Genomic DNA, 24,865 nt, shown 5'->3' on the forward strand with positions numbered 1-24,865 from the left:
GGGGCCGGCCGGATCGCTCCGGTCGGCCCCGCGTCGTTCTCACGCTCGGACACACCGGGCACCGATCCTGAGGGGGATCCAGATGACCACCGCTCCCGAGAGCCGCTTCGCCATCGGCACCGCCGACTTCGAGCTCGACGGCCGCCCGCACCGCATCCTGTCGGGGGCGCTGCACTACTTCCGCATCCACCCGGACCTCTGGGCCGACCGGATCCGCAAGGCCCGCCTGATGGGCCTGAACACCATCGAGACCTACGTCGCCTGGAACGCGCACGAGCCGCGCCGCGGCGAGTGGCGCGAGGACGCCGGGCTCGACCTGGGCCGCTTCCTCGACCTGATCGCCGCCGAGGGCATGCACGCGATCGTGCGCCCCGGCCCCTACATCTGCGCGGAGTGGGACAACGGCGCCCTCCCGGCCTGGCTCTTCCGCGACCCCGAGGTGGGCGTGCGCCGCTCGGAGCCGAACTACCTCGCCGCGGTCAGCGACTACCTGCGCCGCGTGTACTCGATCGTGGCCCCGCGCCAGATCGACGACGGCGGGCCCGTGGTCCTCGTGCAGATCGAGAACGAGTACGGCGCGTACGGCTCCGACAAGGAGTACCTCGCCGAGCTCGTGCAGGTGACCCGCGACTCCGGCATCACAGTGCCGCTGACCACCATCGACCAGCCCACTCCGCAGATGCTCGCCGACGGCAGCCTGCCGGGCCTGCACCTCACCGGCTCGTTCGGCTCGCGGACCACGGAGCGCCTCGCGACGCTGCGCGAGTTCCAGCCCACCGGGCCGCTGATGTGCATGGAGTTCTGGTGCGGCTGGTTCGACGACTGGGGCACCCAGCACCACACGACGGACGCCGACGCCTCCGCGCAGGAGCTCGACACCCTGCTCGCGGCCGGCGGCTCGGTCAACATCTACATGTTCCACGGCGGCACCAACTTCGGCCTGACCAGCGGGGCGAACGACAAGGGCCGCTACGCCGCGATCACGACGAGCTACGACTACGACGCTCCGCTCGACGAGGGCGGCGACCCGACCGCGAAGTTCTGGGCGTTCCGCGACGTCATCGCGCGCTACGCGCCGGTGCCGGAGGAGGTGCCCGCGGTGCGCCCGCCGGCCCCCGCCCTGACCGCTCCGCTCGTCCCCGGCCCGGCGCTGCTCGGCCTCGGCCAGGCGTTCGGACCGGCCGCGCACCTCGACGCGATGGCCAGCTTCGACGACCTCGGCCACGACGACGGCTTCGTGCTCTTCACGACGACGCTCGACGGCTCCTCCGCTCCGGTCCGCCTCGTGGTGGGCGAGGAGGTGCGCGACCGCGCCTGGGTGCTGCTGGACGGCGTGCCGGTGGGCGTGCTGGCGCGCGACCACCACGAGCGGGCGCTGACGCTGCCGAGCGGACGCGGCGAGCTCGCGATCCTTGTCGAGAACCAGGGCCGGGTGAACTACGGCACGCGCATCGGCGAGCACAAGGGCCTGATCGGAGGCGTGACGCTCGACGGCGCCCCGCTGACCGGCTGGGCGGCGCGCGCCCTCGCGCTCGAGTGCCTCCCCGACCTGGCCGTCGCGGCACCGGCGTTCTCGGCCGGGCCGCAGCTCGCCTCCGGCTCGTTCGACCTCGACGAGCAGGCCGACCTGTACGTGGACACGCTGCACTGGGGCAAAGGCCTGGTCTGGGTGAACGGCTTCCTCCTCGGACGCTACTGGCGCCGCGGACCGCAGCGGACGCTGATCGTCCCCTCGCCGGTCACCCGCGCCGGCCGCAACCGCGTCGTGGTGCTGGAGCTGGAGGGCATCGCCGAGCCGGAGATCCGCCTGCTCGCGGGAGCCGAGCTCGGGCACACCGAGATCTGAGCTGCGGAGCGGAGGCGGCGGGAACGGCCGTCGAAGGCGCGGGTTCGGGGTTCCGGGCTCCGTTGTGCGGGAGGGGCCGGGCCGACTCCGATCTGCACGCGCTGTCGGACCGCCTCCGGTCTGCGGGTGCCACCGGGCCGCCTCCGTCCTGCGGGCGGTGCCGGGCCGCCTCCGGGACGCTGGGCTCTGCTAGCCTCAGGCGCCCCGGTGCGGCGCCGGCGGGCGAAGGGGGAGACATGATGTCCAAGGCACTGCTGCGCACGACTCTGATCGGAGGCGCGCTGCTGCTCGCCCTCTCGGGCTGCGCAGGGACCGCGACGAGCGGATCGACCCTCCGCCCGTTCACTCCGACGCTCCCCTCGTCTTCGGCCGCCCCGTCCGCCACCGCGACGGCCGCCGCCCCTGCCGCCGACACCGCTCAGAAGACCGGCGAGCAGGTGGCCGCCGTGCTGACCGGCGTGCAGTTCGTGCCCGGCGAGTACGCGAGCATCCAGGAGATGCTCGACTCCATCTACCCCGGCCTCACCGCGACCGACGCGAGCTGCCTCTCGCCGTTCGGCCTGGGCTGGGACACCGCGCAGCCCGCCGCCGGACTCTCGTACGGCACCAGCGCCGACCGCTCCATGACCGCCGTCGTGTCGAGCACCGGCACCGCCGACGCGGCCGCCTCACTCCTCGCGAGCGCCACCGACGCGACATCGCGCTGCGCCTCCGGCTCGACGCTCTTCGCGATGCAGGGTGTGCCGGTCGAGACGACCGTCGAGCGCACCGAGCAGACGCTGACCGGCGCCGACGAGACGCTCGGCTGGAAGGTGTCCGGAGCCGTGGGCGGCAAGCCGTTCTCGCTCGTGGGCATCACCGCGCGCGTCGGCGGCGACGCGGTCGCGCTCGTGGGCTGGGACCCGACGACGAACACCTCGTACGTCCCGCGCGCGACGCAGCTCGTCGTCGACGGACTGTAGGGCGCTGGGAGCTGGGCGCTGGACGCTGGACGCTCTGAGCTCTGGCTCTGAGCTCTGAGTCCTGCGCTCGACCGTCCTCCCCTCCGCGAGAGTCCAGGAGTCGTCGCACTCGACGCCGAGTGCGACAACTCTTGAACAGTGGGCGCGGGTCGAGCGCCGGGACTCCGAGCTCTGAGCACTCAGCGCTGCACTTCGACGCCCTCTCCTTCGCGACTGTCCAGGAGTTGTCGCACTCGACGCTGAGTGCGACAACTCGTGAACAGTGGGCGGACGATCGGGCCGAGCGCCTGAGCTCAGAGCGCTGGTCGCTGCGCGTTGGGCTTCGGGCTTCGGGCTTCGGGCTTCGACGCTCGCTCCTCCGCGAGAGTCCAGGAGTTGTCGCACTCGACGCTGAGTGCGACAACTCTTGAACAGTGGGCGCGGGTCGAGCGCCGGGGCGGAGCGGGCACCGGGCGCCGGGCACCTCGCGAGCTTCGGGCAGCCCGCACACGGCGCGGGAGCGCGGCTCAGGCCAGCCAGGAGAGGGTGCCGCCGTGGGCGGCCGCGCTCGCGAGCGGGACGCCGTCGGCGGCGAGCAGGAACGGCGTCGGCTCGGGGGCCGTGCGGTCCCCGCGCGCGGCGACGAGGTGCGGGAGCAGCGCCTCCGCCTCGAGCGTCACCAGGCTCGCGCCGCGATCGGCGACCGTCGCCAGGACGCTCTCGCGCGCGGCCCACGGCAGGTAGACCAGGGTCCCGAGCGAGACGACGACCGTCCGCAGACCCGGCGGCACCGCGTCGAGCAGGGCGGGCAGCTCGGCGGCCGCATCGCCCGCGACGATCGTGGGCGGGTCGTCCTGCAGAGTCTCCACGGCCGAGCGGAGCCGCGCGGTCCGCTCCGGGCGGTCGGGCGGGAGCAGCGCTTCCAGCCAGGCGACGTCCTCGGGCGAGCGGACGTCGAGCGGCGCCAGGTCGAGCCCCCGGCGCCACGCGACGACCGGCAGCCGTGCCGGCGCCGCGCCTCCGCTCACCGCGCACCGCAGCAGAGGCGCGCCCGACCCGAGCCGCGTCTCGCCGTCGCTCGCCGTGAAGGCGTAGGAGTACCGCTCCGGCGCCAGGCAGAGCCCCGCGGAGGCGCCGATCTCGACGAGCGCCACCGGCTCGCCGGGCTCCGTGATCCGCTCCAGCGCCGCGACCAGGGGCGCGCACCGCAGCGCCTCGTTGGTCTGCGTCCTCCGCTCGGCGGCGATCGGCGCCACCCGCGCCCATTCGCTCCGGAGCCACGCGGCGAATCCGGCGCCGTCGACGTCGGGCACGCCGAGCAGCCGCGCGACCGAGAAGAGCAGGGACGGCTGCCGGTGCTGCGCGGGCAGCTCGTCGATCAGGGCGAGGAGGCGCGCATCCTCCGCGACGGCGAGCGCCCACTCGACCTGCCGCTCGGAGGTCTGCGCGAGCTCGACGGCGGCGCGGCGGAAGCGGTCGGCGGAGGAGGGCATGCCTCCATCCTGAGGGAGCGGCGCCACGGTGCCTGCAGCCGGGCGGAGGACCTGCGCGCCGGGCGACGGCCCCGTCCCCGCGGATGTCGGTGGTCGCCGGTAGAACGGACTCATGTCCGACACCGCTCCGAACCCCGCGTCCGCGCCGGTCCGCGAGCGGCGCCTGCTCGACATCCGGCGGATCTACGCCGAGCCGGCCGCGCTCGAGCTGCCCCGCGGGCAGGATGTCGTGGCGCGCTGGCCGGGCGCCGAGATCGTGCCCGTCGAGTCGCACTGGCTGATCCCGGAGGTGCACGGCGACGAGGCGAACGTCGCGCGCTGGGTGCGCATCAAGACGGAGGCGCTCGTGCTCGGGGTGAAGAAGTCGCTCGTCACGCGCCCGAACGGCCGCTCGGCCGACTTCATCGCCCCCTCCACCGCCAACGGCTGCGCCATGGCGTGCGTCTACTGCTACGTGCCGCGGAGGAAGGGCTACAGCAACCCGATCACGCTCTTCACGAACATCGAGCAGATCCAGCGCCACCTCGCCCGGCACATCGGCAAGCAGGGCCCCAAGGCCGAGGCGAACCAGTGCGACCCGGAGGCCTGGGTCTACGACATCGGCGAGAACAGCGACTGCTCCGTCGACGCGCTGCTCAGCGAGAACGTCCGCGACCTCTGCGAGCTGTTCCGGATGTCGCCCACCGCCAAGGCGTCCTTCGCGACCAAGTACGTCAACCGCGAGCTCCTCGAGTGGGACCCGCTCGGGCGCACGCGCATCCGGTTCTCGCTGATGCCCGCCGAGACGGCGAAGGTCACCGACATCCGCACCTCGCCGATGGCCGAGCGGATCGCGGCGATCAACGACTTCGTCGACGCCGGCTACGAGGTGCACGTCAACTTCTCGCCCGTGATCCTCACCGAGACCTGGCAGCAGGACTGGACCGAGCTCTTCGACCAGCTGGACGCCGCCCTCCACCCGCGGGCGAAGGCGCAGCTCGCGGCCGAGGTGATCCTCCTCACCCACAACGAGGGCCTGCACGAGGTGAACCTCGGCTGGCACCCGAAGGCGGAGTCGCTGCTCTGGCAGCCGGGACGCCAGGAGCAGAAGGTCTCCGAGAACGGCGCCGTCAACATCCGCTACCGACGCGACCTCAAGCGCGCGGCCCTCGACCGCTTCCGCGCCCTCCTCGCCGAGCGCCTCCCCTACTGCCGCGTCCGCTACGCCTTCTGAGCGTCGGCACCCCCGCCGAGCGGTGGCGCGACGACTCGCGGAGGAGCGCACCCTCCCGCGCACGCCGAGTTACCGCCGCGGAGGCGGCGTCTCGACGGAGCCGCACGCCCTGTCCAGTGAGCGCACCGTCACGCCTCCTCCCGCTCCACACGCCCCGCCGAGACACCGCCGGCCCGCCCGACACACCGCCGTCGAGACGGCGTCTCGCGCACGAGCGCGCCGTCTCGACGCAGCCGCACCGCCCACCGGCGGCACCCCGCAACTGAGCCTCGGAGTCGCCCGGCTGGGAGTCCGCCCGGCGGCCGGGGCCACTGCTTCGCATTCCGGATAGCGGCACGTGCCCTCCGAACGAGGGGCGTACTTTCGGAGAACAGCCGGAGGGACGGCCCGACCGCCCGACTCCACGGGCCTGCAGAGCAGGCGTCAGCGGGGCTCGGCGCGACGGCATCCGGGCTCGACATCCCGGAGCCCGGCACCCCCGGATCGACACTCCGGACACTCGACTCGGCGGCACAGCACACCCCGGGTCCTGCTCCCCACGAACACCCCCACCATCTCGCACTCCCCCTCCCGGCGGCACTCGCCGGGGCACCCCACCGTCGCGGCCGGCACCCGCGACACAGCACAGAACGGCGGCACGCACCATGGGCGCTCTCCTCTACGGCACTCCCCCCACCTCGCACGAGATCGACGACCGCGCGCTCGCGCACCTCCAGATCGTCATGATCAACAAGTTCCGTCGCGACGAGGCGTTCGCCTTCCAGCTCGACGCCTCGAGCGCGCACGGCACCGGACGCCAGACGCTCTGGCTGCACCCGACCATCCCTCTCCAGTTCTCGTTCCACGGAAGCCGCATGCCGGCGATCAACGCCACCTGGGTGCGCGCACTGATGGAGGAGGCCAACAGCGGCCGGGGCCTGCGGATCGTCACCGAGCCGGCGCAGCAGCCCGAGTCCTCCGGGCTCACGCACGCTGCCTGAGCGCGCCGTGTCCAGGCGCGACGACGACGAGCCGATGGAGGTCACCGACTTCGTCGAGCTCGCCGGTGCGGTGCACGACGACGCGGGCTTCGAGTGCTCCTCCACTGTCGACGGTGTGACGGGCGCGCTCTGCGTGCTGCCCGACTCCCTGGTGCTGCGGAGCGCCGGCACCGGCGACTCGACCCGCGTCGGCACCCGCGACATCCGCTCCTGGCGGGCCACTCCGGCCGGCGCCACCTTCTCGCTCGCCGTGGAAGCCGGAGCGCGGCACACCGTGGTGCTGCTCACGCAGTTCCAGGCGGCGACCGTCCAGGCCATGACCCGCGCCGCCGGACCCGCGACTGGTTTATCCGCTTAACGAATTCCCCGTTCGGGGCACGCGGTGAGGAGCGCTCCTCGTGCGACCCTGATCGGGATGAACGAGAAGGACGAGGTCATGCGCTCCGACATCGGCGGGCGTGACATCGAGCAGGCGCGGGCCCTCTTCGAGCAGTCGTACAACGGGCACCGCTTCGTCGTCGAGCCCGGCGAGGACTTCTCGTACCGCTACACCTCCGTCGGCGACGGCGATGTGACGCTCCGCGGCAGCCAGTTCGCCGGCTCCGTGCAGGGCTCGATCCAGACCGAGGGCGAGTACGTCGTCTCGTGGCTGACCGCCGGCGCGGGCGTCACCGATCTCGACGGCGACGCGGTGACCCTCGGATTCGGGCAGCCGGCGATCTTCGTCAACGACCGCCCCAGCCGGTTCGAGTTCCACGACTACCGCCAGAACCTCATCCACTTCGACGGCGCGTACCTCGAGGGCATCGCGGAGGAGGTCGAGGGCACCCGCGGCCCCCTCCTCTTCGACACGACCTCACGGCCCGAGGGCGCGGCGCTGCGGCGCTGGTCGGCGACCGTCGCGACGGTCGCCCGGGTGATCTACGACGCCGACAGCTCGCCGCTCCTGCGCCGCGAGGCCGACCGAGCGGTCGCCGTCGCCCTGCTCGAGACCTTCCCGCACGCGACGCTGGACACCCCCGGCGACCTCGGAGTGCCCCGCTCGGGGCGCCTCCGCCAGGCGGTCGAGTACATGTACGAGCACGCCCACGAGCCGCTCCGGACCGAGCAGATCGCCGACGCGGCGGGCATGGGCCTGCGGACGCTGCAGACCGAGTTCCGGCGCGAGTTCGGCTTCACCGCGGTCGACTACCTGCGGCGGATCCGGCTGGACGGCGTGCAGAAGGAGCTGCGGGCGGGCGAGTCCGGAGTCGTCAGCGTCAGCGAGGTCGCACGGCGCTGGGGCTTCGCGCACCTCGGCCGGTTCTCGGCCTCGTACGCCCACCGCTTCGGCGAGCGCCCCAGCACCACGCTCGACACCTGAGGCGTCAGAGGTAGTCGGTCCCGCCGTCGTCCTCGCTGTCGTCGCCCTCGCCGCGCGGCTGCACGGTCGGCCGCGCGGGCTGGAGCCGTCGGGTCTTCTCGCGCATCGACTCCACCGCCTCCGGGTCGTCGAGGTCGACGCCGCGGTCGAGCGCCGGGCTGGTGAAGAGCTGGCTGGCCGGTCCGACCAGGAGACGGGTCTCGCCGCGCAGCCCCTCGTCCGAGAGCGACGGCACCACGACCAGGTCCGACTTCCCCACGTTCGCCAGCGCCTGCGCGTACTCGACGACCGCCGAGCACACCTCGTCGCCCAGCAGCACGAATCCGCTCGCGTAGTACAGCTTCTGCATCTCGCCCTCCCCTGGATCCCGGACCGCCCCTCCGGTCGGCCCGTCCCCCGACGCTAGGACGGCGCCGACCGGGCGCCCCACCCCTTGACGGGGGTGGGGAGGAGGGGTCAGAGTCCGCGCGGAGCGGGCAGTCGCAGCGCGGTCGCGAGCGCCTCGACGACCCGGGTCGCGCGCACGTCGCCGACCCCCTCCATCCGGTTGGTGAGGAACGCGAAGCCGACTCCCGCGTCCGGGTCGGCGAAGGCGACCTGTCCGCCCGCGCCGTCGTGCCCGAAGCCGCTCGGCGTGAGGTACCGGCGCGCGTCCGTGCCGAGCTGGAAGCCGCAGCCCCAGGCCGGCCACGGGCCCGGCACCGGCCACACCGGCGGGCCGCTGCTGAGCGGAGCGGTGGCCCGCTCGATCGTCGCGTCCTCGAGCAGCCGCACGCCGTCCGTCTCGGTGAACGCCGCCGACCAGATCGCGGCGAGCGCCCGGGCCGAGCCGATGCCGCCCGCTCCGGGGATCTCGGCGGCCTGCAGCACGGGGTCGTTGAAGCCCGTGCCCGGTCCGACGAGCTCGACGGGCAGCGCACCGCCGAGAGTCATCGCCCGCTCGCCCCAGTCGACGACTCCGGGGGTGCGCGCCGCGGCCTGCGCCGCCGTGAGCTCGGCGAGGGTGGGGCCGACGAGCATCGTCGCGACGCGGCCCTGCTCGGAGGCGGGCAGCCCGATCCACGCCTCCGCGCCGACCGGTCCGGCGATCCGCTCCTGGAACGCGGCGCCGACGCTCCGCCCGGTCACCCGGCGGATCACCTCGCCGATCAGCCAGCCGTGCGTGATCGGGTGGTAGGCGTACCCCGTGCCCGGCTCCCACAGGGGCTCCTGCTCGGCGAGGCGTCCGGCGACGAGGTCCCAGTCGGCGAGGTCGGCGGTCGTGAGCGGGAGGCGGGGGGCCGAGAGCCCGGCCCGGTGGGCGAGCAGGTCCTGCACGCGCACGTCGGCCTTGCCCGCCGCGGCGAACTCGGGCCAGTAGTCGGCCACCCGGGCGTCGTAGTCGAGCAGCCCCTCCTGCACGAGACGTGCGGCGAGGAGGGAGACGAGGCCCTTCGTGCACGAGAAGACGACGCTGAGGGTGTCCTCCCGCCACGGCTCCTCCGCCCCCGCCTCTCCCGCCCAGAGGTCGACGATCGGCCGGCCGTGCAGCCGCACCGCGACCGCCGCTCCCGAGCCGGGCCGGACGGCCTCGCCGAAGGCGTCTCGGACCCCCTCGAACCCGGGCTCCACGACTCCGTGCACCGCGGTCACCCCTTCACCGCGCCCTGCAGCAGAGCGGTGATGAACTGCCGCTGGAAGATCACGAAGACCAGGATCGTCGGCACGATGATCAGCAGCGCGCCCGCGTTGAGCAGCGGGATGCTGTTGCTGTACTGCCCCTGGAAGAAGGTGAGCGCTCCGGCGACGGTGCGGTCCAGCGGATCGGAGACGAGCACCACCGGCAGGAGGAACTGGTTCCAGGTCCAGAGGAACAGCAGGATCGCGAGCGCCGACAGGGCCGGGCGCGCGAGCGGCAGCTGGATCCGGCGGAACTCCTGCCAGGTCGTCGCGCCGTCCACGCGCGCCGCCTCCGAGAGCTCGGACGGGATCCGGACGAAGTGCGCGCGCATCCAGACCACGCTGAAGGGCATGTAGAGCCCGATCAGCGGCAGGATGATCGCCCACTGCGTGTTCAGCAGGCCCAGCGACTGGATCTCGTAGTACAGCGGGATGATCAGCGACTCGAACGGGATCGTGAGCCCGAGGATGAGGAACACGAAGACGAACCCGCCGCCGCGGATGCGCAGGTTGCCGAGCGCGTAGCCGGCGAGGGTCGCGAAGAGCAGGCTGATCGGGACGACTCCGAGCACGATCAGGGCGCTCGACCCCATGAGCTGCAGGACGTGCCCGGTCTCGAAGGCCTGGGCGAAGTTGCCCCACTGCGGGTCCGTCGGCCAGGCGAGGCCGGTCGGATTCACGTCCGCCGGCTGCAGCGCCGCCGAGAGCATGTTGACCAGCGGGATGACGGTCAGCACGAGCACGACGATCAGGACGACGCGGCCGATGACGACCTCGGACTTGGTGACGATCATCGGTCGCTCACTCTCGAGAGGCGCTGGAGGGGGAGGACGCAGGCGAGCACGAGCACCATCAGCACGATCCCGAAGGCGGAGGCGAGACCCACGTCGCTCTGGGTGAAGCCGATCCGGTAGATCGAGATGCCGGGCACCAGGGTCGAGCGGCCGGGGCCGCCGAGCGTGGTCGTGTAGATGATGTCGAAGCTGCTCAGCGCCGCGATCACGGTGATCGTGGTGAGCACCGAGATCTCCTGGCGCAGGCCCGGGACCGTGATGGTGAAGAACTCCCGCAGCCACGTGCCCCCGTCGAGACGGATGGCCTCGTAGAGCGAGACGTCGATCTTGCCGATGCCGGTGAGGAAGAGGACCGTGCAGAGCCCGGTGAGCACCCACGAGCCGATCAATCCGACGGCGGGGAGGGCGGTCTGGAAGTCGCCCAGCCACGGCCGCGCGAGCGAGCCGAGCCCGACGGCCTGCAGGATCTGGTTGACCGCTCCGGTCTGCGAGTACATCCACGACCAGGCGATGCCGGCCGCGGCGAGCGGGATGATCTGCGGCAGGAACAGGATCGTCTGCGACACGCTCGAGAAGACGCCGGGGCGCATCGAGCGCAGCAGGCTCGCGAGGACCAGGCCCGCCGAGACCGGGATCACCGTGAAGTAGAGGATCAGCACGAAGGCGTTGCCGATCGAGCCGAGCAGGTCGGGATCGGTGAACACGCGGAGGTAGTTCGAGAAGCCGACCCACTCGGAGGGGCCGACGCCGTTCCACTTGTAGAACGAGTACTGCACCCCGGTGATCAGCGGGTAGATGACGAACGCGATGTAGACGAGCAGGGCCGGCACGACGAAGAGCCAGCCGACGAGGGTCGCCCGCCGCGCCGCAGTGCTCCTGCGGCGCGGCGTCCCGCTCCGGCCCCCGCGGTCGACGGCGCTCGAGACGAGAGGGCCGGCCGCGGTCATCCGGCGAGTTCCTTCGCGTAGAACTCCTGCACGGCCGTGACGAAGTCCTGGCCGGAGATCTGGCTGGTCACCAGCAGCTGCGACTCCGGGATGATCGCGCCCGCGTAGATGCCGGCGGTCGCGTTCGACATGAAGTCGACCTGGCCGTCCTCCGCGCCGATCTGCGCCGACATGGCGAGCGCCTGCTCGAGCAGCGAGCCCGACTCGACCTCGGGGAGCGCCTGGGCCGGGTCGCCGCCGGGAGCGGCACCGGTCACGTCGACGACGATCTGGCGCGCGGCCTCGTTCGTGTGGATCCAGTTGAGGAAGAAGACGATCTCGTTGAGGTGCGACGACTTCGCGGCGACCGAGAACGAGTTGGCGGCGCCCATGGCCACGTGGTTCCCGCCCTCCTCGGCCGGGGGCACCAGGAAGAAGTCGACGCCGTCGCCCATCTTGGTCTGCGTGTCGGCGGCCGCCCAGTTGCCGTTGAAGGCGAACAGGCCCTCGCCGCCCTGGAAGCGGCTGACGAAGGAGGAGTAGTCGATCGCGTTGATGTCCGAGGGGAAGTAGCCCGCGTCGGCCCAGGTGCGGACGAGCTCCGCACCCTTCACGTTGCCGTCGGTCTCGTAGGTGGCGCCGGGGACCGTGAAGATCCAGTCGGCCATCTCCTGCTTGTCGGCGTACTGGTTCATCGCCGCCTGCACGACGAAGTTGACCACTCCGTCCTTGTCGCCGGCCATGATCGGCAGGACGCCGCCGGCCTTCGCCTTCGCGAGGTCCTCCTCGAACTCGGCGAGCGTGGTCGGCGGGGCGTCGATCCCGAGCTGCTTCGCGAGCTCGAGGTTCATGTAGATGCCGGTGACGCTGTAGCCCAGGCCCAGCTGGTAGAGCGAGCCCTTCCCGCGGACGCCGTCGGAGTCGACGCGGAGCGGGGCGAGCTGCGAGGCCGACCAGGCGTCCCAGCCGTAGGCGTCGAACCACGGGTCGAGGTCGGCGAGGAGGCCGTCCTTGACGGTGTCGCCGATGGTGGGCAGGCGGATGAGGTCCGGCGGGGTGTCGCTCGCGAGCAGCTTCGGCGAGTTGGCGGTGAGGTTCGCGAAGGTGTCGCGGTTGATGGTGAAGGTGACGTTCGGGAACTGCTTCGTGAACTCCTCCGTCAGCTTGTCGGTGACGGGGAAGCCGGTCTCGTCGGCGATGACGAGCTCGACGGTGTCGCTGGTGAGCTCGGTGCTCACGTCGACCGAGGAGCTCGCTGCCGGAGCGCTCGAGCCTCCGGGCGCGCAGGCGGCGAGGGTGAACAGGGCCGCGACCGAGCCGGCGCCGACCAGGACGGTCCTGCGGCCGATCGGCGTGCCGGGGGTGGGGAAAGACATGCGGTGACTCCTTCGTCGTGGGTGCAGGTGCTGCTGGTGCCCGGCCGCCCGGAGGGGCTCGAGCCGCGGCTCCGGACGGCCGCCTGAAACCTTTGAGCGGGGGACTAAAAGGTTTCAGGTGTGGATATAGTCTGTGCACACGGAAGACTTGTCAAGGGCGACGGCAGGAGGCGACGGGCATGGCGAAGAAGCGCGTGACGCTCGCTGACGTGGCCCGCGAGGCGGGGCTGTCGATCTCGGCCGCGTCGATGATCCTCAACGGGAAGCCCGAGACCGGGCTGTCGAAGGACGCCCACGAGCGCGTGTTCGCCGCCGCCGAGGCGCTGCACTACCGGCCCAACGTCGCCGCCCGCGGGCTCCGCACCGACAAGACCCGCACGATCGGCTTCATCTCGGACCAGATCGCGACCACGCGCTTCGCCGGCGGCCTGATCAAGGGTGCGCTCACGGCGGCCGAGGCGGCACGGCACGTCGTCCTGCTCCTCGAGACCGGCGGCGATCCGGCGCGCGAGGCCGAGGCCGTCGACGCGGTGCTCGACCGCCAGGTCGACGGCATCATCTTCGCCTCGATGCGCTCCCGCGAGTTCTACGTGCCGGAGCTGCCCGCCTCCACCTCCGTGGTGATGCTCAACGCGACGAACTCGCAGCACCCGGCGTCGATCCTGCCCGACGAGTACGCGGGCGGACGTGCCGCGGTGGAGCTGCTGCACGCGCACGGCTACCGCGACGGGATCGCGCTGATCGGGCAGAACGACGAGGTCGAGCGCGACCGCTTCCGCTCGGCGACGGTGGCCGAGCGCGTCGCCGGAATCCGCGACGCCATGACCGAGAAGGGGCTCGCGTTCGTCGCCGAGGAGTCGATCCCCGACTGGGAGCCCGAGCACGGCCACCGCGCGGTCGCCGACCTGCTGGCCCGGCGCGACGACATCCGCCTCCTGCTCTGCCTCAACGACCGGATGGCGTTCGGCGCGTATCAGGCGGTCGCGGAGGCGGGGCTCTCGATCCCGGGCGACGTCGCCGTGGTGTCGTTCGACGACGACGAGCTGGCCGCCTACCTCCGCCCCGGGCTGACGACCGTGGCGCTGCCGCACGAGGAGATGGGCCGCCGGGCGGTCGAGCTGCTGCTGAGCGGCGCTCCGGGAGAGCGGGTGCTGGTGCCGATGCCGCTGGTGGAGCGGGCGTCGACGCGGCGGGTCTGACGGGCGGGGCCTGGGGCGGGGCTGATCGGGGACGGCGGGCGGGCCGGGTCGAGTCGGGCCAGCCGCCTCAGCCGGCCGAGCGGATCCCTCCGGTCGGACCCCAGGCGACTCCGGTGCCGCCCGCGTCGCCCTGGTAGTCGTCGGGCGAGAGGGTCATGCCGCTCGCGACGAAGTCCGCGGTCGCCGCGCAGTCCGTGACGACGACGTCGCCGTCGGAGCGCGCGAGCCCGTAGAGGCAGACGGACTCGTCGGCGAGCTCCGCGGCCGAGAAGGAGTCGAGGCTGAGGGTGGCGAAGTAGTCGACTCCGGCGATGCTGCCCAGGTAGCGCGTCGGGCCCCAGTGGAAGACGCGGAGGCTCGCGAGGGTCGACAGCGGGCGCGTGGCGACGTCGTCCGGGACGGCCCAGGGCTCGGTGAAGACCTCCAGCGACGGGCGAGGGGCCAGCGCGACGGAGGCGGCCGTGCCGAGGGCGGCGAGCCCGAGCACGGCGACGAGCGCAGCGATCACCCCGAGGCGGCGGCGCGGTCGGGACGTGGCGGAGGTGCGGGAGTCGGCGTCGTCGCCTCCGGTGGTCTCGCCGTTCTCGTCCCCACCGGTCCGGCCGCTCGCCGTCCCGCGGCCGATCCGGCCCTGGGCCGCTGCGGGCCCGACGGACGCGGCCAGTCCCGCGACCGCGGCGTCGAGCGCCTCCTCCCGCTCGCGGCGCTGCGCCCGCAGCAGTGCCAGCTCCTCGAGCGCCGCGGGGTCCGCCTCCGCGCTGAACGCCCGGCGCTCGAGCGCGGCCCGCTGCCTCCGCTCCTCCGGCGACGCCCCGTCGCGGCGCCGCTGCAAGGCGGCCCGGCCCCGACCGCGACCGCCCAGGGCCACGTCGAGCGCCGCCTCCGTCGCGGCATCGAGCTCGTCGAGCAGCCGCGCCGCGCGGGCCGGCGTGACCGCGGTGCCGACGGACGCCGGCACGTCAGCCCCGGTCGCGGACGGCGCGCGCCAGCGACTCGAGGCGCTCCCGGTACTCCGGCCACCACTTTTCCGGCACCGGCGGGAGGTTGTCGCCGGGCGTCCGGAGCCCGACCCGCCCGTCGATCAACTCGCGGACGATGTCGGCGTGGCCGGCGTGCCGGTGCGTCTCCGCGGTGATGTGGACGAGGATCCGGTGCAGCGTCACGTCGCGGTTCGTCCACCAGGGGACCTGCCCGGGAGCGTCGAGCGGGAGGGCCGCGACCGTCGCGTCGGAGTGGGCCCACACACGGCGGTACAGCGCGACGACGTCGGCCGTCGACTCGTCGGCCGTCGCCCACATGTCCGAGTTCGGCTCCGACTCGTCCTCCATCCACGGCATCGGCTCCGGGAACGGCCGCCCGAACACGGCGCCGAGGTAGCCCGCCTCGGTGCCCGCCACGTGCTTCACCAGGCCGAGCAGGTTCGTGCCCGTCGCGACCAGCGGCCGCCGCACGTCGTACTCGTCGAGCCCGTCGAGCTTCTGCAGCAGGGCGTCGCGCCCCTCCTGCAGGTAGCGGAGGAGGGTCTGCTTCGCGTCGTCGCTCATCCCCCCAGCCTGCCGCGCCCGTCCGAGCCGCGCCAGAGCGGTGCCGGAGCCGCGCCGTGCTCAGACCGCAGGAAGGAGCGCCCCGCGGGCACCGGGATCCGCGGATCCACGGCCCGCCGGAGCGATCCTTCCAGCGTTGTGCACGGGTCAGGCCGGGACGCCCGCTCCCGCCCGCTGGACCCGCGTGCCGACGAGGCGCTGCGAGGAGGCGTCGACAGCGGCGGCCGGGCCGACCAGCTCGAGCGCCGTCTCCGTCTCGCGCGTCGCGCAGTCCGGGCCCACCCACAGTTCGACGCTGCCGGGCTCGACGATCCGCACGCCCTCGCGTCCGGTGAAGGCCAGGCGCGCGGCCGGGACCTCGAACCGGACCTCCGCCTCCTCGCCGGGCTCGAGCGCGACCCGCGCGTAGCCGAGCAGCTGCGCCACCGGCCGGGTCACGCTCGCGAAGACGTCGCGGGCGTACAGCTGCACCAGGTCGGTGCCCGCCCGCTCGCCCGTGTTGCGCACGCGCACGGTCGCCGTGAAGGAGCCGTCCGTCGGGGCGGACTCGTCGACCGCCAGCTCCGTCCGGGCGAAGGCCGTGTACGAGAGGCCGTGGCCGAACGGCCGCACCGGCGTGCTGTCGGCGGAGGTCACGTCCGACGGCCCGCCGAGGATCGGGTGCAGGTACGAGAACGGCTGCGCTCCGGCGGAGCGCGGCAGCGAGACCGGCAGGTGGCCGGAGGGGTCGACCCGTCCCGAGACGACGCCCGCGATCGCGCCGGCGCCCTCCTCCCCCGGGAAGAACGCCTGCAGCACGGCGGCGGGAGCCGACGGCCCGTCGAGCGCCCAGCCCACGGCGTAGGGGCGGCCGGTCAGCAGCACGAGCACGACCGGGGTCCCCGTCGCCACGACGGCCTCGACCAGCTCGCGCTGGCGGCCCGGGAGCTCGAGGCTCTCGACGTCGTTGCCCTCGCCGACCGTGCCGCGGCCGAACAGGCCCGCCCGGTCGCCGACGACCACGATCGCCACGTCGGAGTCGGCGGCCGCCCGGACCGCCTCGGCGATCCCGGAGGCGTCGTCCCCCTCGACCGAGCAGCCCTCGGCGAGCAGCAGCTCGGCCGAGCCGAACTCGTCCGCCAGCGCGTCCGCGACCGTCGGGATCTCGAAGCCCAGCGGCACGCCCGGGTGGTGCGCCAGCACGTGGTTGGCGAAGGAGTAGCAGCCCATGAGCGCCGGCGCGCTGTCGGCGTTGGGGCCGATCAGCGCGAGGCGGCGCGGCGCAGCGAGCGGCAGGACGCCGTCGTTCGCGAGCAGCACCACCGACTCCTCGGCCAGCCGGCGGGCGATGTCGCGGTGGGCCGGCGAGTCGAGGTCGATCGACTCGGGGGCGTCGTCGAAGCGCGCGTCGAGCAGGCCGAGCCGCTCCTTCTGCGCGAGCACCCGCAGCACGGCCCGGTCGACGAGCGCCTCGTCGGCCTCCCCGGCCCGGATCCGCGCGGCCAGCGGCGCGAGGAACGCGTCGCCCGTGGGAAGCTCCACGTCGATCCCCGCGGCGAGCGCCAGCTCGGCCGCCTCGCCCAGATCGGCGGCGACAGCGTGCATGAGGTGGAGGAACGCGACCGAGAAGTAGTCGGCGACGACCACGCCGTCGAAGCCCCAGCGCTCGCGCAGCACGCCCGTGAGGTAGGCGGGCGTCGCTCCGACCGGGTCCCCGTCGATCTCGGCGTAGGAGTTCATCACCGAGCGGGCGCCCCCGTCGCGGATCGCCATCTCGAACGGCGGCAGCAGCACGTCCGCGATCTCGCGCGGTCCGGCGTGCACCGGCGCGTGGTTGCGGCCGCCGCGGGAGGCGGAGTAGCCGATGAAGTGCTTCAGCGTCGCGTCGACGCCGGTGGACTGCAGTCCCTGCACGTACGCGGTGCCGATCGTGCCGACCACGTACGGGTCCTCAGCGATGCACTCGTCGACCCGGCCCCAGCGGGGGTCGCGGATCACGTCGAGCACGGGCGCCAGGCCCTGGTGGATCCCGAGCTCGCGCATCGAGCCGCCGATCACGGCGCCGAGCTCGGCCACGAGCTCCGGGTCGAAGGAGGCGCCCCAGGCGAGCGGAGTCGGGAACGTCGCGGCCTGCCAGGCGGCGAGCCCGGTCAGGCACTCCTCGTGGACGATCGCCGGGATGCCCAGCCGCGTCTCCTCGACGAGCCGGCGCTGCTCCGCCCACAGCCACTGAGCGCGCTCGAGCGGATCGACGGGGCGCGTGCCGTAGACGCGGGTCAGCTGGCCGATCCCCTCGCGGGTCGCCTCGGCGTACCCGGTCGAGGTGGCCATCTCGCCGGCGAGCGGGGCGACGACCTCGCCGCCCTGGTCGACCCAGTATCCGACCAGCTGGGAGAGCTTCTCCTCCAGCGTCATCCGGCCCAGCAGCTCGGTGGTGCGGGCGGACGGGGCCTGGGGGTCCTCTGGTGCGTGCGGTGCGGTCACGGTGCGACCCTCTCTGCGGGTGGGGCGACGGGTGCGGACGGGACGGGGGACGCGGCGGACGGGCGGAGCGATCCGCTCATCCCTTCACCGCCCCCGTCAGCCCGCCGACGATGCGGCGCTCGAAGACGCTGAAGAAGATCAGCGCCGGGATCATCGACAGCGACACGAAGGCCAGCACCTTCGCCGTGTCGACCGAGTACTGCGACGAGAACGCCTGCACTCCGAGCGGGAGCGTGAAGGTGGACTCGTTGTTGAGGATGAACAGGGGCAGCAGGTAGCTGTTCCAGCTCGCGATGAACGCGAGGATCCCCGTGGTGATCACGCCGGGCATCGCCAGGCGCACGACCATCCGGAAGAAGAAGCCGATCCGGCTGCAGCCGTCGATGAAGGCCGCCTCCTGGATCTCGTCCGGGATCGCGCGGAGGAACGGCACCAGGATGATGATCGTGGTCGGCAGGCCGAACGCGATCTGCGGCAGCACCACTCCGGCGAGCGAGTTCATCAGGCCGAGGCTCTTGATCACCAGGTAGAGAGGAGTGATCGCCACGGTCATCGGGAACATCAGGCCGGCGGCGAAGAGCGCGTAGAACACGCCGCGCCCGGTGAAGTCGTAGCGGGCCAGGACGTAGCTCGCCATCAGGCCGAGCACGACCACGCCGAGCGTCGTCGCGAGGCCGGCGATGGTGGAGTTGCCCACCTCCTGCCAGAAGACGCCGCCGGTGATCACGTCGAGGTAGTTCTGCACGTTCCACGGCGAGGGCAGGCCCGCCGGGTCGGTGGTGATCTGCGCGTTCGTGCGGAAGCCGCCGAGGATGATGTACGCCACCGGGGCGAGCATCAGCGCGATCACGACGATCGCCACGACGTAGGCGATCGTGGTGCCGCGGCCCAGGGGCTGCCGGCGCCGCTTCACCGCGAGAGGCCGAGGGGTCTCCGGAGTGATCGGCGGGGCCGTCATCGTCGTGCCGGTCATCGCTTGTCTCCCGTCAGTGCGCCCGCCGTGTCGCGCCGGAGCACGAAGCGCTGGTAGAGCAGCGCCACCACGAGCGAGATCAGGAACAGGACCACCGCGACGGCGTTCCCGTACCCGTAGTTGCCGGCGTTGCGGCCGTTGGTGACCAGGTAGATCGCCATGGTCGAGGTGCCCGCGGTCGAGGACACGTACTGGCCCCAGATGATGTAGACGAGGTCGAACAGCTGCAGTGCGCCGATGATCGACAGGAACGCCCAGATCCGCAGGGTCGGCGCGAGCAGGGGCAGGGTGATCCGCCGCTGCACCTGCCAGTAGGAGGCGCCGTCGATGGCCGCGGCCTCGGACAGCTCCTCGGGGATGCCCTGCAGACCCGCGAGGAAGAGGATCACGGCGAAGCCGATGTACTTCCACGTGATGATCAGCATCAGCGTCCAGATCGCGATCGCCGGATCCGAGAGCCAGTCCTGCTTCAGCGCGCCGAGGCCGACCTTCTCGAGCAGGCCGTTGACCGCGCCGCTGGTCTGGAGCATCAGGCTCCAGCCGGTGCCGACGACGACCTCCGAGATCACGTACGGCACGAAGATCAGGACGCGGATGATCGACTGCCCGCGCAGCTTGCGGTTCAGCAGCAGCGCCAGGAGGATCGCGACCGGCCCCTGGAGCACGAGCGAGAGCACCACGATGATGCCGTTGTGCGCGAGGGCGTCGTGGAAGGTGGAGTCCTGCAGGATCGTCAGGTAGTTGCGGAAGCCGACGAAGTCCGTCGGCACTCCGTAGCCCTGCCAGCTGAAGAAGCCGTAGTAGGCCGCCATCACGACCGGGAAGATAACGAAGGCGAGGAAGACGATCAGCGCCGGGCCGACCAGGAGCGCGATCTCGAAGCGCCCCGCCCAGCCCACGCTGCGGCGGCGCCGGCGCACCGGAGGCGTCGAGGTGACGCCTCCGGTGCGCGCGGTCCCGCGGGGCTCATCCACTCCGAGGAGCGGGCTCTCGCGGAGTGCCATGGTGGCTAGGCCTTCGCCGCGGCGGCGTTGACGGCCTCGACCAGCTGCTCGGGGTCGCTCTTGCCGGCCAGCAGGTCGACGACTCCGACGTTCAGCGCGTTGCCGACGTTGAGGCCGTAGACGGTGTCGAGCCACTGCGAGACGTACGGGGCCGAGTTGTAGGCCTCGAGGATCTGCTGCAGGTACGGCTCGGTGACCGCCTCCTGCGCCACGGTGTTCACCGGGGGCGCGTTGAAGGCCGCGTAGTACTCCTTCTGCACGTCGGAGGTGGCCAGGTAGTTGAGGAAGTCGACGCACTCGTCGGGAGCGCCCGCGGAGCAGGAGTAGCCGTCGACGCCGCCCATGATCGCGCCGGCCTCGCCGTCGCCGCCGTCGATCTCGGGGAACGGGAACCAGCCCAGGTCGGGCAGCGGCTTCTCGTCGGGGGTGAGGGAGGCGATCACGCCCGGGTCCCACGCGCCCATGAGCTCCATCGACGCCTGGTGGTTGGCGAGGAGCCCGGCCGAGCTGCCCGCGCCCTGCTGGGCGGCGGTGGTGAGGAAGCCCTCGTTGAACGGCTCGGTCGCCGCGAAGTCCTGCAGGTCCTCGCCCGCGCGGACCCAGCAGTCGTCCGAGAAGTCCTTGGTGTCGGCCGCCTCGGCCATGGTGTCGGCGCTGCACTCGCGCAGCGCGAAGAAGTAGTACCAGTGCGCGGCGGGCCAGGCGTCCTTCGCGCCGAGCGCGACGGCCTGGGCTCCGCTGCCCTTGATCTTCGTGATCGCCGAGTCGAGCTCGTCGATGGTCTTCGGCGTCTCGGTGACTCCCGCCGCCGTGAAGACGTCCTGGCTGTAGAACAGGCCGCCCGGGAGGACGGCGACCGGCATCGCCCAGACCTTGTCGTCGAGCGTGTTCGCCGAGAACGAGCCCTCGGGGATCTCGCTGCGCGCCTGGTCCGAGATGCCGCCGGTGAGGTCCTTCAGCTGTCCGCCCGCGACCATGGCGGCGAGCTTGCCGCCTCCGCGCTGGAGGAAGACGTCGGGGGCGTCGCCCGAGTTGAGCGCCGTCTGGAGCTTGCCGTCGAGGTCCTCGTTCTGGATGGCCTGCGACTCGATGGTCACTCCGGGGTTCGCGGCCTCGAAGTCCGCGATCGTCTTGTCCCAGAACTCCTGGCCGGGGCCCGTGGTCGAGTTCTGCCAGAGGGTCATCGCGACGGTGCCGTCGCTCGATCCCGAGTCCTGGGCCGAGCAGCCGGTGAGGGCCGCGACCGTGCCGAGCAGGGCTGCTGTCGCCACTGCGATCTTCCTGAACTTCATCGTCCAACCGTTCTCTTCATCGAGGGCGCCGCCTGGTGCACCGGCGCCGTGGGGGTTCCCGCCTTCGCGGGTGGAGTCAGTGTCCGCAGTGCTTGCGAAAGTGGTCAAACGTTTTCGAAATGGTTTTCGAAGCACGGGTTACAGTCGGCCACATGACCACCCGACCGACCATCCACGACGTCGCCGCTGCCGCCGGCGTCTCGGTGGCGACGGTGTCCAAGGCCGTGAACGGCCGCTACGGCATCGCCCCCTCCACCGCCACCCGCGTGCTCGAGGTCGTGCGCGAGCTCGGCTACGAGTCGAGCCTCGTCGCGAGCAGCATGCGCTCCCGGCGCACGGGCGTGATCGGCGTGCTCGTCGCGGGGTTCGAGCCGTTCAGCGCCGAGATCCTGAAGGGCGTGGGGTCGGTGCTGGCGGAGTCGCGGTTCGACCTGCTCGCCTACTCGGGCTCCCACGAGGGCGAGCAGGAGGACTGGGAGCGGCGCTCGCTCAGCCGGCTCAGCGGCACCCTCATCGACGGGGCGATCATGGTCACGCCGAGCGTGGTGAGCGCGCCCTCCGACATCCCGCTCGTCGCCGTGGACCCGCACACCGGCCGCGCCGACCTGCCGACCGTCGAGTCCGACAACTTCGGCGGCGCCCTGCTCGCCACCCGCCACCTCGTCGCCCTCGGGCACCGCCGCATCGGCTTCGTCGCGGGTCGCGGCGACCTGCGCTCGGCGCGGCTGCGCGAGGCCGGCTACCGGGCGGCGCTGGCGGAGGCCGGCATCGCCTTCGACGAGCGCCTGCTGCGGGTGGGCAACTACCACCGCGACACCGCCCGGCGGCCCGCCTCCTCGCTCCTGTCGCTGCCCGACCGGCCGACCGCGGTCTTCGCCGCCAACGACGTCTCGGCGCTGGCGATCATCGAGACCGCCGCGCACCTTGGCCTCGCCGTGCCCCACGACCTGTCGGTGATCGGCTTCGACGACGTGCCCGAGGCCGCTCGCTTCGATCCGCCGCTGACCACCGTCCGCCAGCCGATGCAGACGCTCGGAGCGACCGCCGCCGAGATGCTGATCGCCCTGATGGCCGGGCGCGAGCCGCGCTCGCTGCACGTGCAGCTGCCGACGCAGCTCGTCCGCCGCGCGACGACGGGACCGCCGGCATGAGCGGCGACGGGACCGCCGGCAGGGGCGACGAGCTGGAGGACGACGGCCCGACCGCGGTGCACGCCGCCCTCTTCGACGCGCTGGAGCTGGTGGACCTGCCCGCGCTCGAGGCGCTGCTCGACGAGCGCTTCGTGATCGAGCACCCGACGGGCATGGTGCAGTCGCGGGAGGAGTGGCTCGCCGACATCGACGAGGCGCGCAAGGAGTACCACGAGATCGACCACGTCGAGAGCGCCCTCTCGGGCGGCGCCGCGCACCCGGTGCTCACCTCCCGCACCATCACCGAGGCGACCATCGGCCGCCTGCACGCGACCTGGCGGCTCCAGCTGACGAGCCGCCTCGTCCGCCGCGACGAGGGCTGGGTGATCACGCGGACCGTGGTGACGAGCTGGTGAGGCGGGCGGACCGGCGCGTCCGCGGCCGGCTGCAGGCGCGGCGGGCAGGATCGACACCGTGCTCCTCCAGGTCGTGACCCGCTCCGCCCGCCCGGCCGCCGAGATGTTCGACCGGGCGCGCGACATCGACCTGCACACCGCCTCGCAGGCCGGCGCTCGCGAGCGCGCGGTGTCCGGGACGACCACCGGGCTGATCGGGCTCGGCGAGCACGTGACCTGGAGCGCCCGGCACTTCGGCGTCCCGCTCCGGCTGACCAGCACCGTCGCCGCGCTCGACGCCCCGCACTCCTTCGTCGACGAGCAGACCCGCGGGCCCTTCGCGACCTTCCGGCACGAGCACCGCTTCGAGTCCGACGGCTCCGGCTCCGGCTCCGTGATGATCGACCGGCTCGAGTACTCCGCCCCGCTCGGCGTCCTCGGGCGGATCGCGGAGCGGCTGGTGCTCGACCGGCACCTGCGGCTGCTGCTGGAGGAGCGCGGCGCGTTCCTCGCCGGACGCGACCGGTGAGGCTCCTGATCCGGACCCTGCTGACGCTCGTCGCCGTCGCCGGCGTCCTCTCGCTCGCGACGACCTCGGTCCTGTTCGCCCTGTCCTCCCTCGACACCGGCCGGGACGCCGGCGATCTGCTCCTCCCGCTGGCCCGAGCGCTTCTGGCGACCGCCGTGACGGCGGCCGTCGGCGGGCTCCCCTACTCCGCGGGACGGGGTCGCGCGCCCTGGCCGGTCCTCTGGACCGCTTCTACGGTCTGCATCCTCGCGATCGCCTGGATCGTGGTCTCGATCGCGGCGTGGACTGACGCGGGCGACGGGACGGACGCCGTCGTCACGCTGCTGACCGTGGTGCCCGCGGCCTGCTGCTCGATCGCCGCGGTGCCGGTGACCGAGCTCGTCCTCCGGGTGGGAACGCGCAGGATCGGCGCCCGTTAGCGGATCCGTCCCCGCCGCTTGACGTTGACGTCGCGTCAACCCGTACCGTCGCTTCCATCGCCGCCGGAGTCCCCGGCGACGCGGAGACGGAGGGCGCTGTGGAGCAGGAGTGGACCGTGCACCAGGTGGCGCGGCTGGCCGGCACGACCAGCAGGACGCTGCGGCATTACGGGGCCGAGGGGCTGCTGCCGCCGAGCCGGGTGGGCGCGAACGGCTACCGCTACTACGACGGCGCCGCGCTCGTGACGCTGCAGCGGATCCTGCTGCTGCGCGACCTCGGTCTCGGGCTGCCCGAGATCGGGCGGATCCTGCGGCGCGACGCGGAGCCGGTGGCCGCTCTCGAGCGGCACCTCGACGTGCTCCAGGAGGAGAGCCGACGGCTCGACCGCCGCATCCGGGCGGTCGCCGGGACGATCACCACGATGAGAGAAGGGAACGGGCCGATGGCCGAGGAGATGTTCGACGGGTTCGACCACGCGGAGCACCGCGAGGAGGTGGAGCGCCGCTGGGGTGCCCCGGCGTACGCCGTCGGCGACCGCTGGTGGCGCTCGATGAGCGCGGAGGACCGCGAGCAGTGGCAGCGGCGGCAGGCGGACCTCGCCGACGCGTGGATCGCCGCGGCGGCGAGCGGGGCGGATCCGACCGGGGAGGAGGCGCTCGCGCTGGCCGAGCGGCACCGCGCCTGGCTCGCCGAGGTGCCGGGCACGCCCCGCGACGCGACCGGCGGCCCGAGCGACGAGTACCTGCTCGGGCTCGGCGAGATGTACGTCGACGACGAGCGGTTCGCGGCGCACTACGGCGGAGTCGCCGGCGCCCGGTTCGTCCGCGACGCGCTGCGGGCACTGGTCGAACGGCGGGGATGACGGAGGTTCCGTCGGCCGGGCCGGGGCCCCGCTCCGGAACGGCATGATCGCCTCATGGGACGCATCCGATTCAGCAGTCCGGGCTGGGACGAGGACACTGATCGGGGGCCTGCGCCCGACCCCGACCGTGCCCGGTACTCCCGGGACGACGGGGCGAGGTTCACCGCGATCACGCTCACCTGCCTGTCGGTCCTCCCCGCGATCGTCCTCACGGCCACGCTCCTCCTCGTGCGGCTCCCCCCGCTCGACCGCGACGACCAGCCCGACTGGACGGCGTCAGGCGCGGAGGTCCTGGCTCCGTGGCTGCTGCTGTTCCTGCTCCCGCCGCTGGTCACGGGGTTGCTCGCCCGTCTGGTCGGTGGGCGGGACTCCTCCCACGGGTTCGGTCGCTCCGCCGCGGTCTGCCTCGTGGTGATGGCGCCGTTCCTCGGGCTCTCGGCCCTCTCGCTCCTCGGCTAGGCGC

The 24,865-nt window shown here is 72.8% G+C and carries 25 protein-coding genes; 13 read left to right on the forward strand and 12 right to left on the reverse strand.

The genetic code is table 11. The features are described 5' to 3' along the window. Positions 1–82: 82 nt before the first annotated feature. Together GSU40_RS15350 and GSU40_RS15355 are read left to right on the forward strand one after the other, a co-directional pair. Positions 83–1,846, forward strand: coding sequence for a beta-galactosidase family protein (locus tag GSU40_RS15350; protein WP_160035676.1), 1,764 nt, complete (start codon positions 83–85; stop codon positions 1,844–1,846). 236 nt (positions 1,847–2,082) lie between these two features. Beyond that, positions 2,083–2,808 carry a hypothetical protein gene (locus GSU40_RS15355; RefSeq protein ID WP_160035678.1) on the forward strand — a complete coding sequence of 242 codons (726 nt, stop codon included), beginning with the start codon at positions 2,083–2,085 and terminating at the stop codon, positions 2,806–2,808. 506 nt (positions 2,809–3,314) lie between these two features. Here the strand turns inward: GSU40_RS15355 and GSU40_RS15360 are convergent. After that, entirely contained in the window at positions 3,315–4,280 is a 966-nt protein-coding gene (locus GSU40_RS15360; RefSeq protein ID WP_160035680.1) for a DUF2332 domain-containing protein, read from the reverse strand. A gap of 112 nt (positions 4,281–4,392) precedes the next feature. Between GSU40_RS15360 and GSU40_RS15365 the strand changes: the two genes are divergently transcribed. The 4 genes from GSU40_RS15365 to GSU40_RS15380 all read left to right on the forward strand — a co-directional run bounded on the left by GSU40_RS15365 (position 4,393) and on the right by GSU40_RS15380 (position 7,836). Beyond that, on the forward strand, positions 4,393–5,493 hold the full coding sequence (locus tag GSU40_RS15365) for a spore photoproduct lyase family protein (RefSeq protein ID WP_160035682.1): 1,101 nt from the start codon (positions 4,393–4,395) through the stop codon (positions 5,491–5,493). A 644-nt stretch (positions 5,494–6,137) separates the two neighbouring features. Then, positions 6,138–6,473, forward strand: coding sequence for an ATP-dependent DNA ligase (locus tag GSU40_RS15370; RefSeq protein ID WP_104223411.1), 336 nt, complete (start codon positions 6,138–6,140; stop codon positions 6,471–6,473). Positions 6,474–6,480: 7 nt separating this feature from the next. After that, positions 6,481–6,831, forward strand: a complete 351-nt coding sequence (locus GSU40_RS15375; protein ID WP_104223412.1) for a hypothetical protein — start codon at positions 6,481–6,483, stop codon at positions 6,829–6,831. A gap of 57 nt (positions 6,832–6,888) precedes the next feature. Next, positions 6,889–7,836 carry an AraC family transcriptional regulator gene (locus GSU40_RS15380; protein ID WP_160035684.1) on the forward strand — a complete coding sequence of 316 codons (948 nt, stop codon included), beginning with the start codon at positions 6,889–6,891 and terminating at the stop codon, positions 7,834–7,836. Between the two features lie 4 nt (positions 7,837–7,840). On the opposite strand, the gene GSU40_RS15385 is transcribed toward GSU40_RS15380, so the two are convergent. From GSU40_RS15385 to GSU40_RS15405, 5 genes are all read right to left on the reverse strand, one after another. Continuing rightward, entirely contained in the window at positions 7,841–8,185 is a 345-nt protein-coding gene (locus GSU40_RS15385) for a hypothetical protein (protein ID WP_104223414.1), read from the reverse strand. 107 nt (positions 8,186–8,292) lie between these two features. Next, positions 8,293–9,468, reverse strand: a complete 1,176-nt coding sequence (locus GSU40_RS15390) for a serine hydrolase domain-containing protein (RefSeq protein ID WP_160035686.1) — start codon at positions 9,466–9,468, stop codon at positions 8,293–8,295. Then, on the reverse strand, positions 9,465–10,289 hold the full coding sequence (locus tag GSU40_RS15395; protein WP_160035688.1) for a carbohydrate ABC transporter permease: 825 nt from the start codon (positions 10,287–10,289) through the stop codon (positions 9,465–9,467). Before GSU40_RS15395 ends, GSU40_RS15390 begins: the two co-directional genes overlap by 4 nt. Further along, positions 10,286–11,236: a sugar ABC transporter permease gene (locus GSU40_RS15400; RefSeq protein WP_104250415.1), complete on the reverse strand. Its 951-nt coding sequence runs from the start codon at positions 11,234–11,236 to the stop codon at positions 10,286–10,288. The genes GSU40_RS15395 and GSU40_RS15400 overlap by 4 nt, the downstream gene beginning before the upstream one ends. Next, complete coding sequence (locus tag GSU40_RS15405; RefSeq protein ID WP_104250416.1) at positions 11,233–12,591, reverse strand: extracellular solute-binding protein; 1,359 nt, start codon at positions 12,589–12,591, stop codon at positions 11,233–11,235. The genes GSU40_RS15400 and GSU40_RS15405 overlap by 4 nt, the downstream gene beginning before the upstream one ends. Before the next feature lie 179 nt (positions 12,592–12,770). Between GSU40_RS15405 and GSU40_RS15410 the strand changes: the two genes are divergently transcribed. Continuing rightward, entirely contained in the window at positions 12,771–13,790 is a 1,020-nt protein-coding gene (locus GSU40_RS15410) for a LacI family DNA-binding transcriptional regulator (RefSeq protein WP_104345894.1), read from the forward strand. Positions 13,791–13,857: 67 nt separating this feature from the next. Here the strand turns inward: GSU40_RS15410 and GSU40_RS15415 are convergent, their stop codons facing one another. The 6 genes from GSU40_RS15415 to GSU40_RS15440 all read right to left on the reverse strand — a co-directional run bounded on the left by GSU40_RS15415 (position 13,858) and on the right by GSU40_RS15440 (position 21,066). Further along, positions 13,858–14,748 carry a hypothetical protein gene (locus tag GSU40_RS15415; RefSeq protein ID WP_160035690.1) on the reverse strand — a complete coding sequence of 297 codons (891 nt, stop codon included), beginning with the start codon at positions 14,746–14,748 and terminating at the stop codon, positions 13,858–13,860. A gap of 1 nt (position 14,749) precedes the next feature. Then, positions 14,750–15,334: a DinB family protein gene (locus GSU40_RS15420; RefSeq protein ID WP_160035692.1), complete on the reverse strand. Its 585-nt coding sequence runs from the start codon at positions 15,332–15,334 to the stop codon at positions 14,750–14,752. Between the two features lie 147 nt (positions 15,335–15,481). Then, entirely contained in the window at positions 15,482–17,728 is a 2,247-nt protein-coding gene (locus GSU40_RS15425; RefSeq protein ID WP_160036279.1) for a glycoside hydrolase family 3 N-terminal domain-containing protein, read from the reverse strand. Positions 17,729–17,873: 145 nt separating this feature from the next. Continuing rightward, positions 17,874–18,755, reverse strand: a complete 882-nt coding sequence (locus GSU40_RS15430; RefSeq protein WP_181027256.1) for a carbohydrate ABC transporter permease — start codon at positions 18,753–18,755, stop codon at positions 17,874–17,876. Between the two features lie 11 nt (positions 18,756–18,766). Then, entirely contained in the window at positions 18,767–19,774 is a 1,008-nt protein-coding gene (locus tag GSU40_RS15435; RefSeq protein WP_160035694.1) for a sugar ABC transporter permease, read from the reverse strand. Positions 19,775–19,779: 5 nt separating this feature from the next. Further along, on the reverse strand, positions 19,780–21,066 hold the full coding sequence (locus GSU40_RS15440; RefSeq protein WP_104275792.1) for an extracellular solute-binding protein: 1,287 nt from the start codon (positions 21,064–21,066) through the stop codon (positions 19,780–19,782). 152 nt (positions 21,067–21,218) lie between these two features. Between GSU40_RS15440 and GSU40_RS15445 the strand changes: the two genes are divergently transcribed. The 6 genes from GSU40_RS15445 (at position 21,219) to GSU40_RS15470 (ending at position 24,861) form a co-directional block, all read left to right on the forward strand. Further along, on the forward strand, positions 21,219–22,217 hold the full coding sequence (locus GSU40_RS15445) for a LacI family DNA-binding transcriptional regulator (RefSeq protein WP_160035696.1): 999 nt from the start codon (positions 21,219–21,221) through the stop codon (positions 22,215–22,217). Continuing rightward, positions 22,214–22,612, forward strand: a complete 399-nt coding sequence (locus tag GSU40_RS15450) for a nuclear transport factor 2 family protein (protein WP_160035698.1) — start codon at positions 22,214–22,216, stop codon at positions 22,610–22,612. Before GSU40_RS15445 ends, GSU40_RS15450 begins: the two co-directional genes overlap by 4 nt. A gap of 58 nt (positions 22,613–22,670) precedes the next feature. Then, a complete protein-coding gene (locus GSU40_RS15455; RefSeq protein WP_244229510.1) occupies positions 22,671–23,120 on the forward strand; it encodes an SRPBCC family protein in 450 nt (149 codons plus the stop codon). Next, positions 23,117–23,539: a hypothetical protein gene (locus GSU40_RS15460; protein WP_160035700.1), complete on the forward strand. Its 423-nt coding sequence runs from the start codon at positions 23,117–23,119 to the stop codon at positions 23,537–23,539. The genes GSU40_RS15455 and GSU40_RS15460 overlap by 4 nt, the downstream gene beginning before the upstream one ends. A 98-nt stretch (positions 23,540–23,637) precedes the next feature. Then, on the forward strand, positions 23,638–24,402 hold the full coding sequence (locus GSU40_RS15465; protein ID WP_160035702.1) for a MerR family transcriptional regulator: 765 nt from the start codon (positions 23,638–23,640) through the stop codon (positions 24,400–24,402). Between the two features lie 54 nt (positions 24,403–24,456). Further along, positions 24,457–24,861: a hypothetical protein gene (locus tag GSU40_RS15470; protein WP_160035704.1), complete on the forward strand. Its 405-nt coding sequence runs from the start codon at positions 24,457–24,459 to the stop codon at positions 24,859–24,861. Positions 24,862–24,865: the final 4 nt, after the last annotated feature.

This window comes from Rathayibacter sp. VKM Ac-2805 (assembly GCF_009834265.1).
GTDB lineage: Bacteria > Actinomycetota > Actinomycetes > Actinomycetales > Microbacteriaceae > Rathayibacter.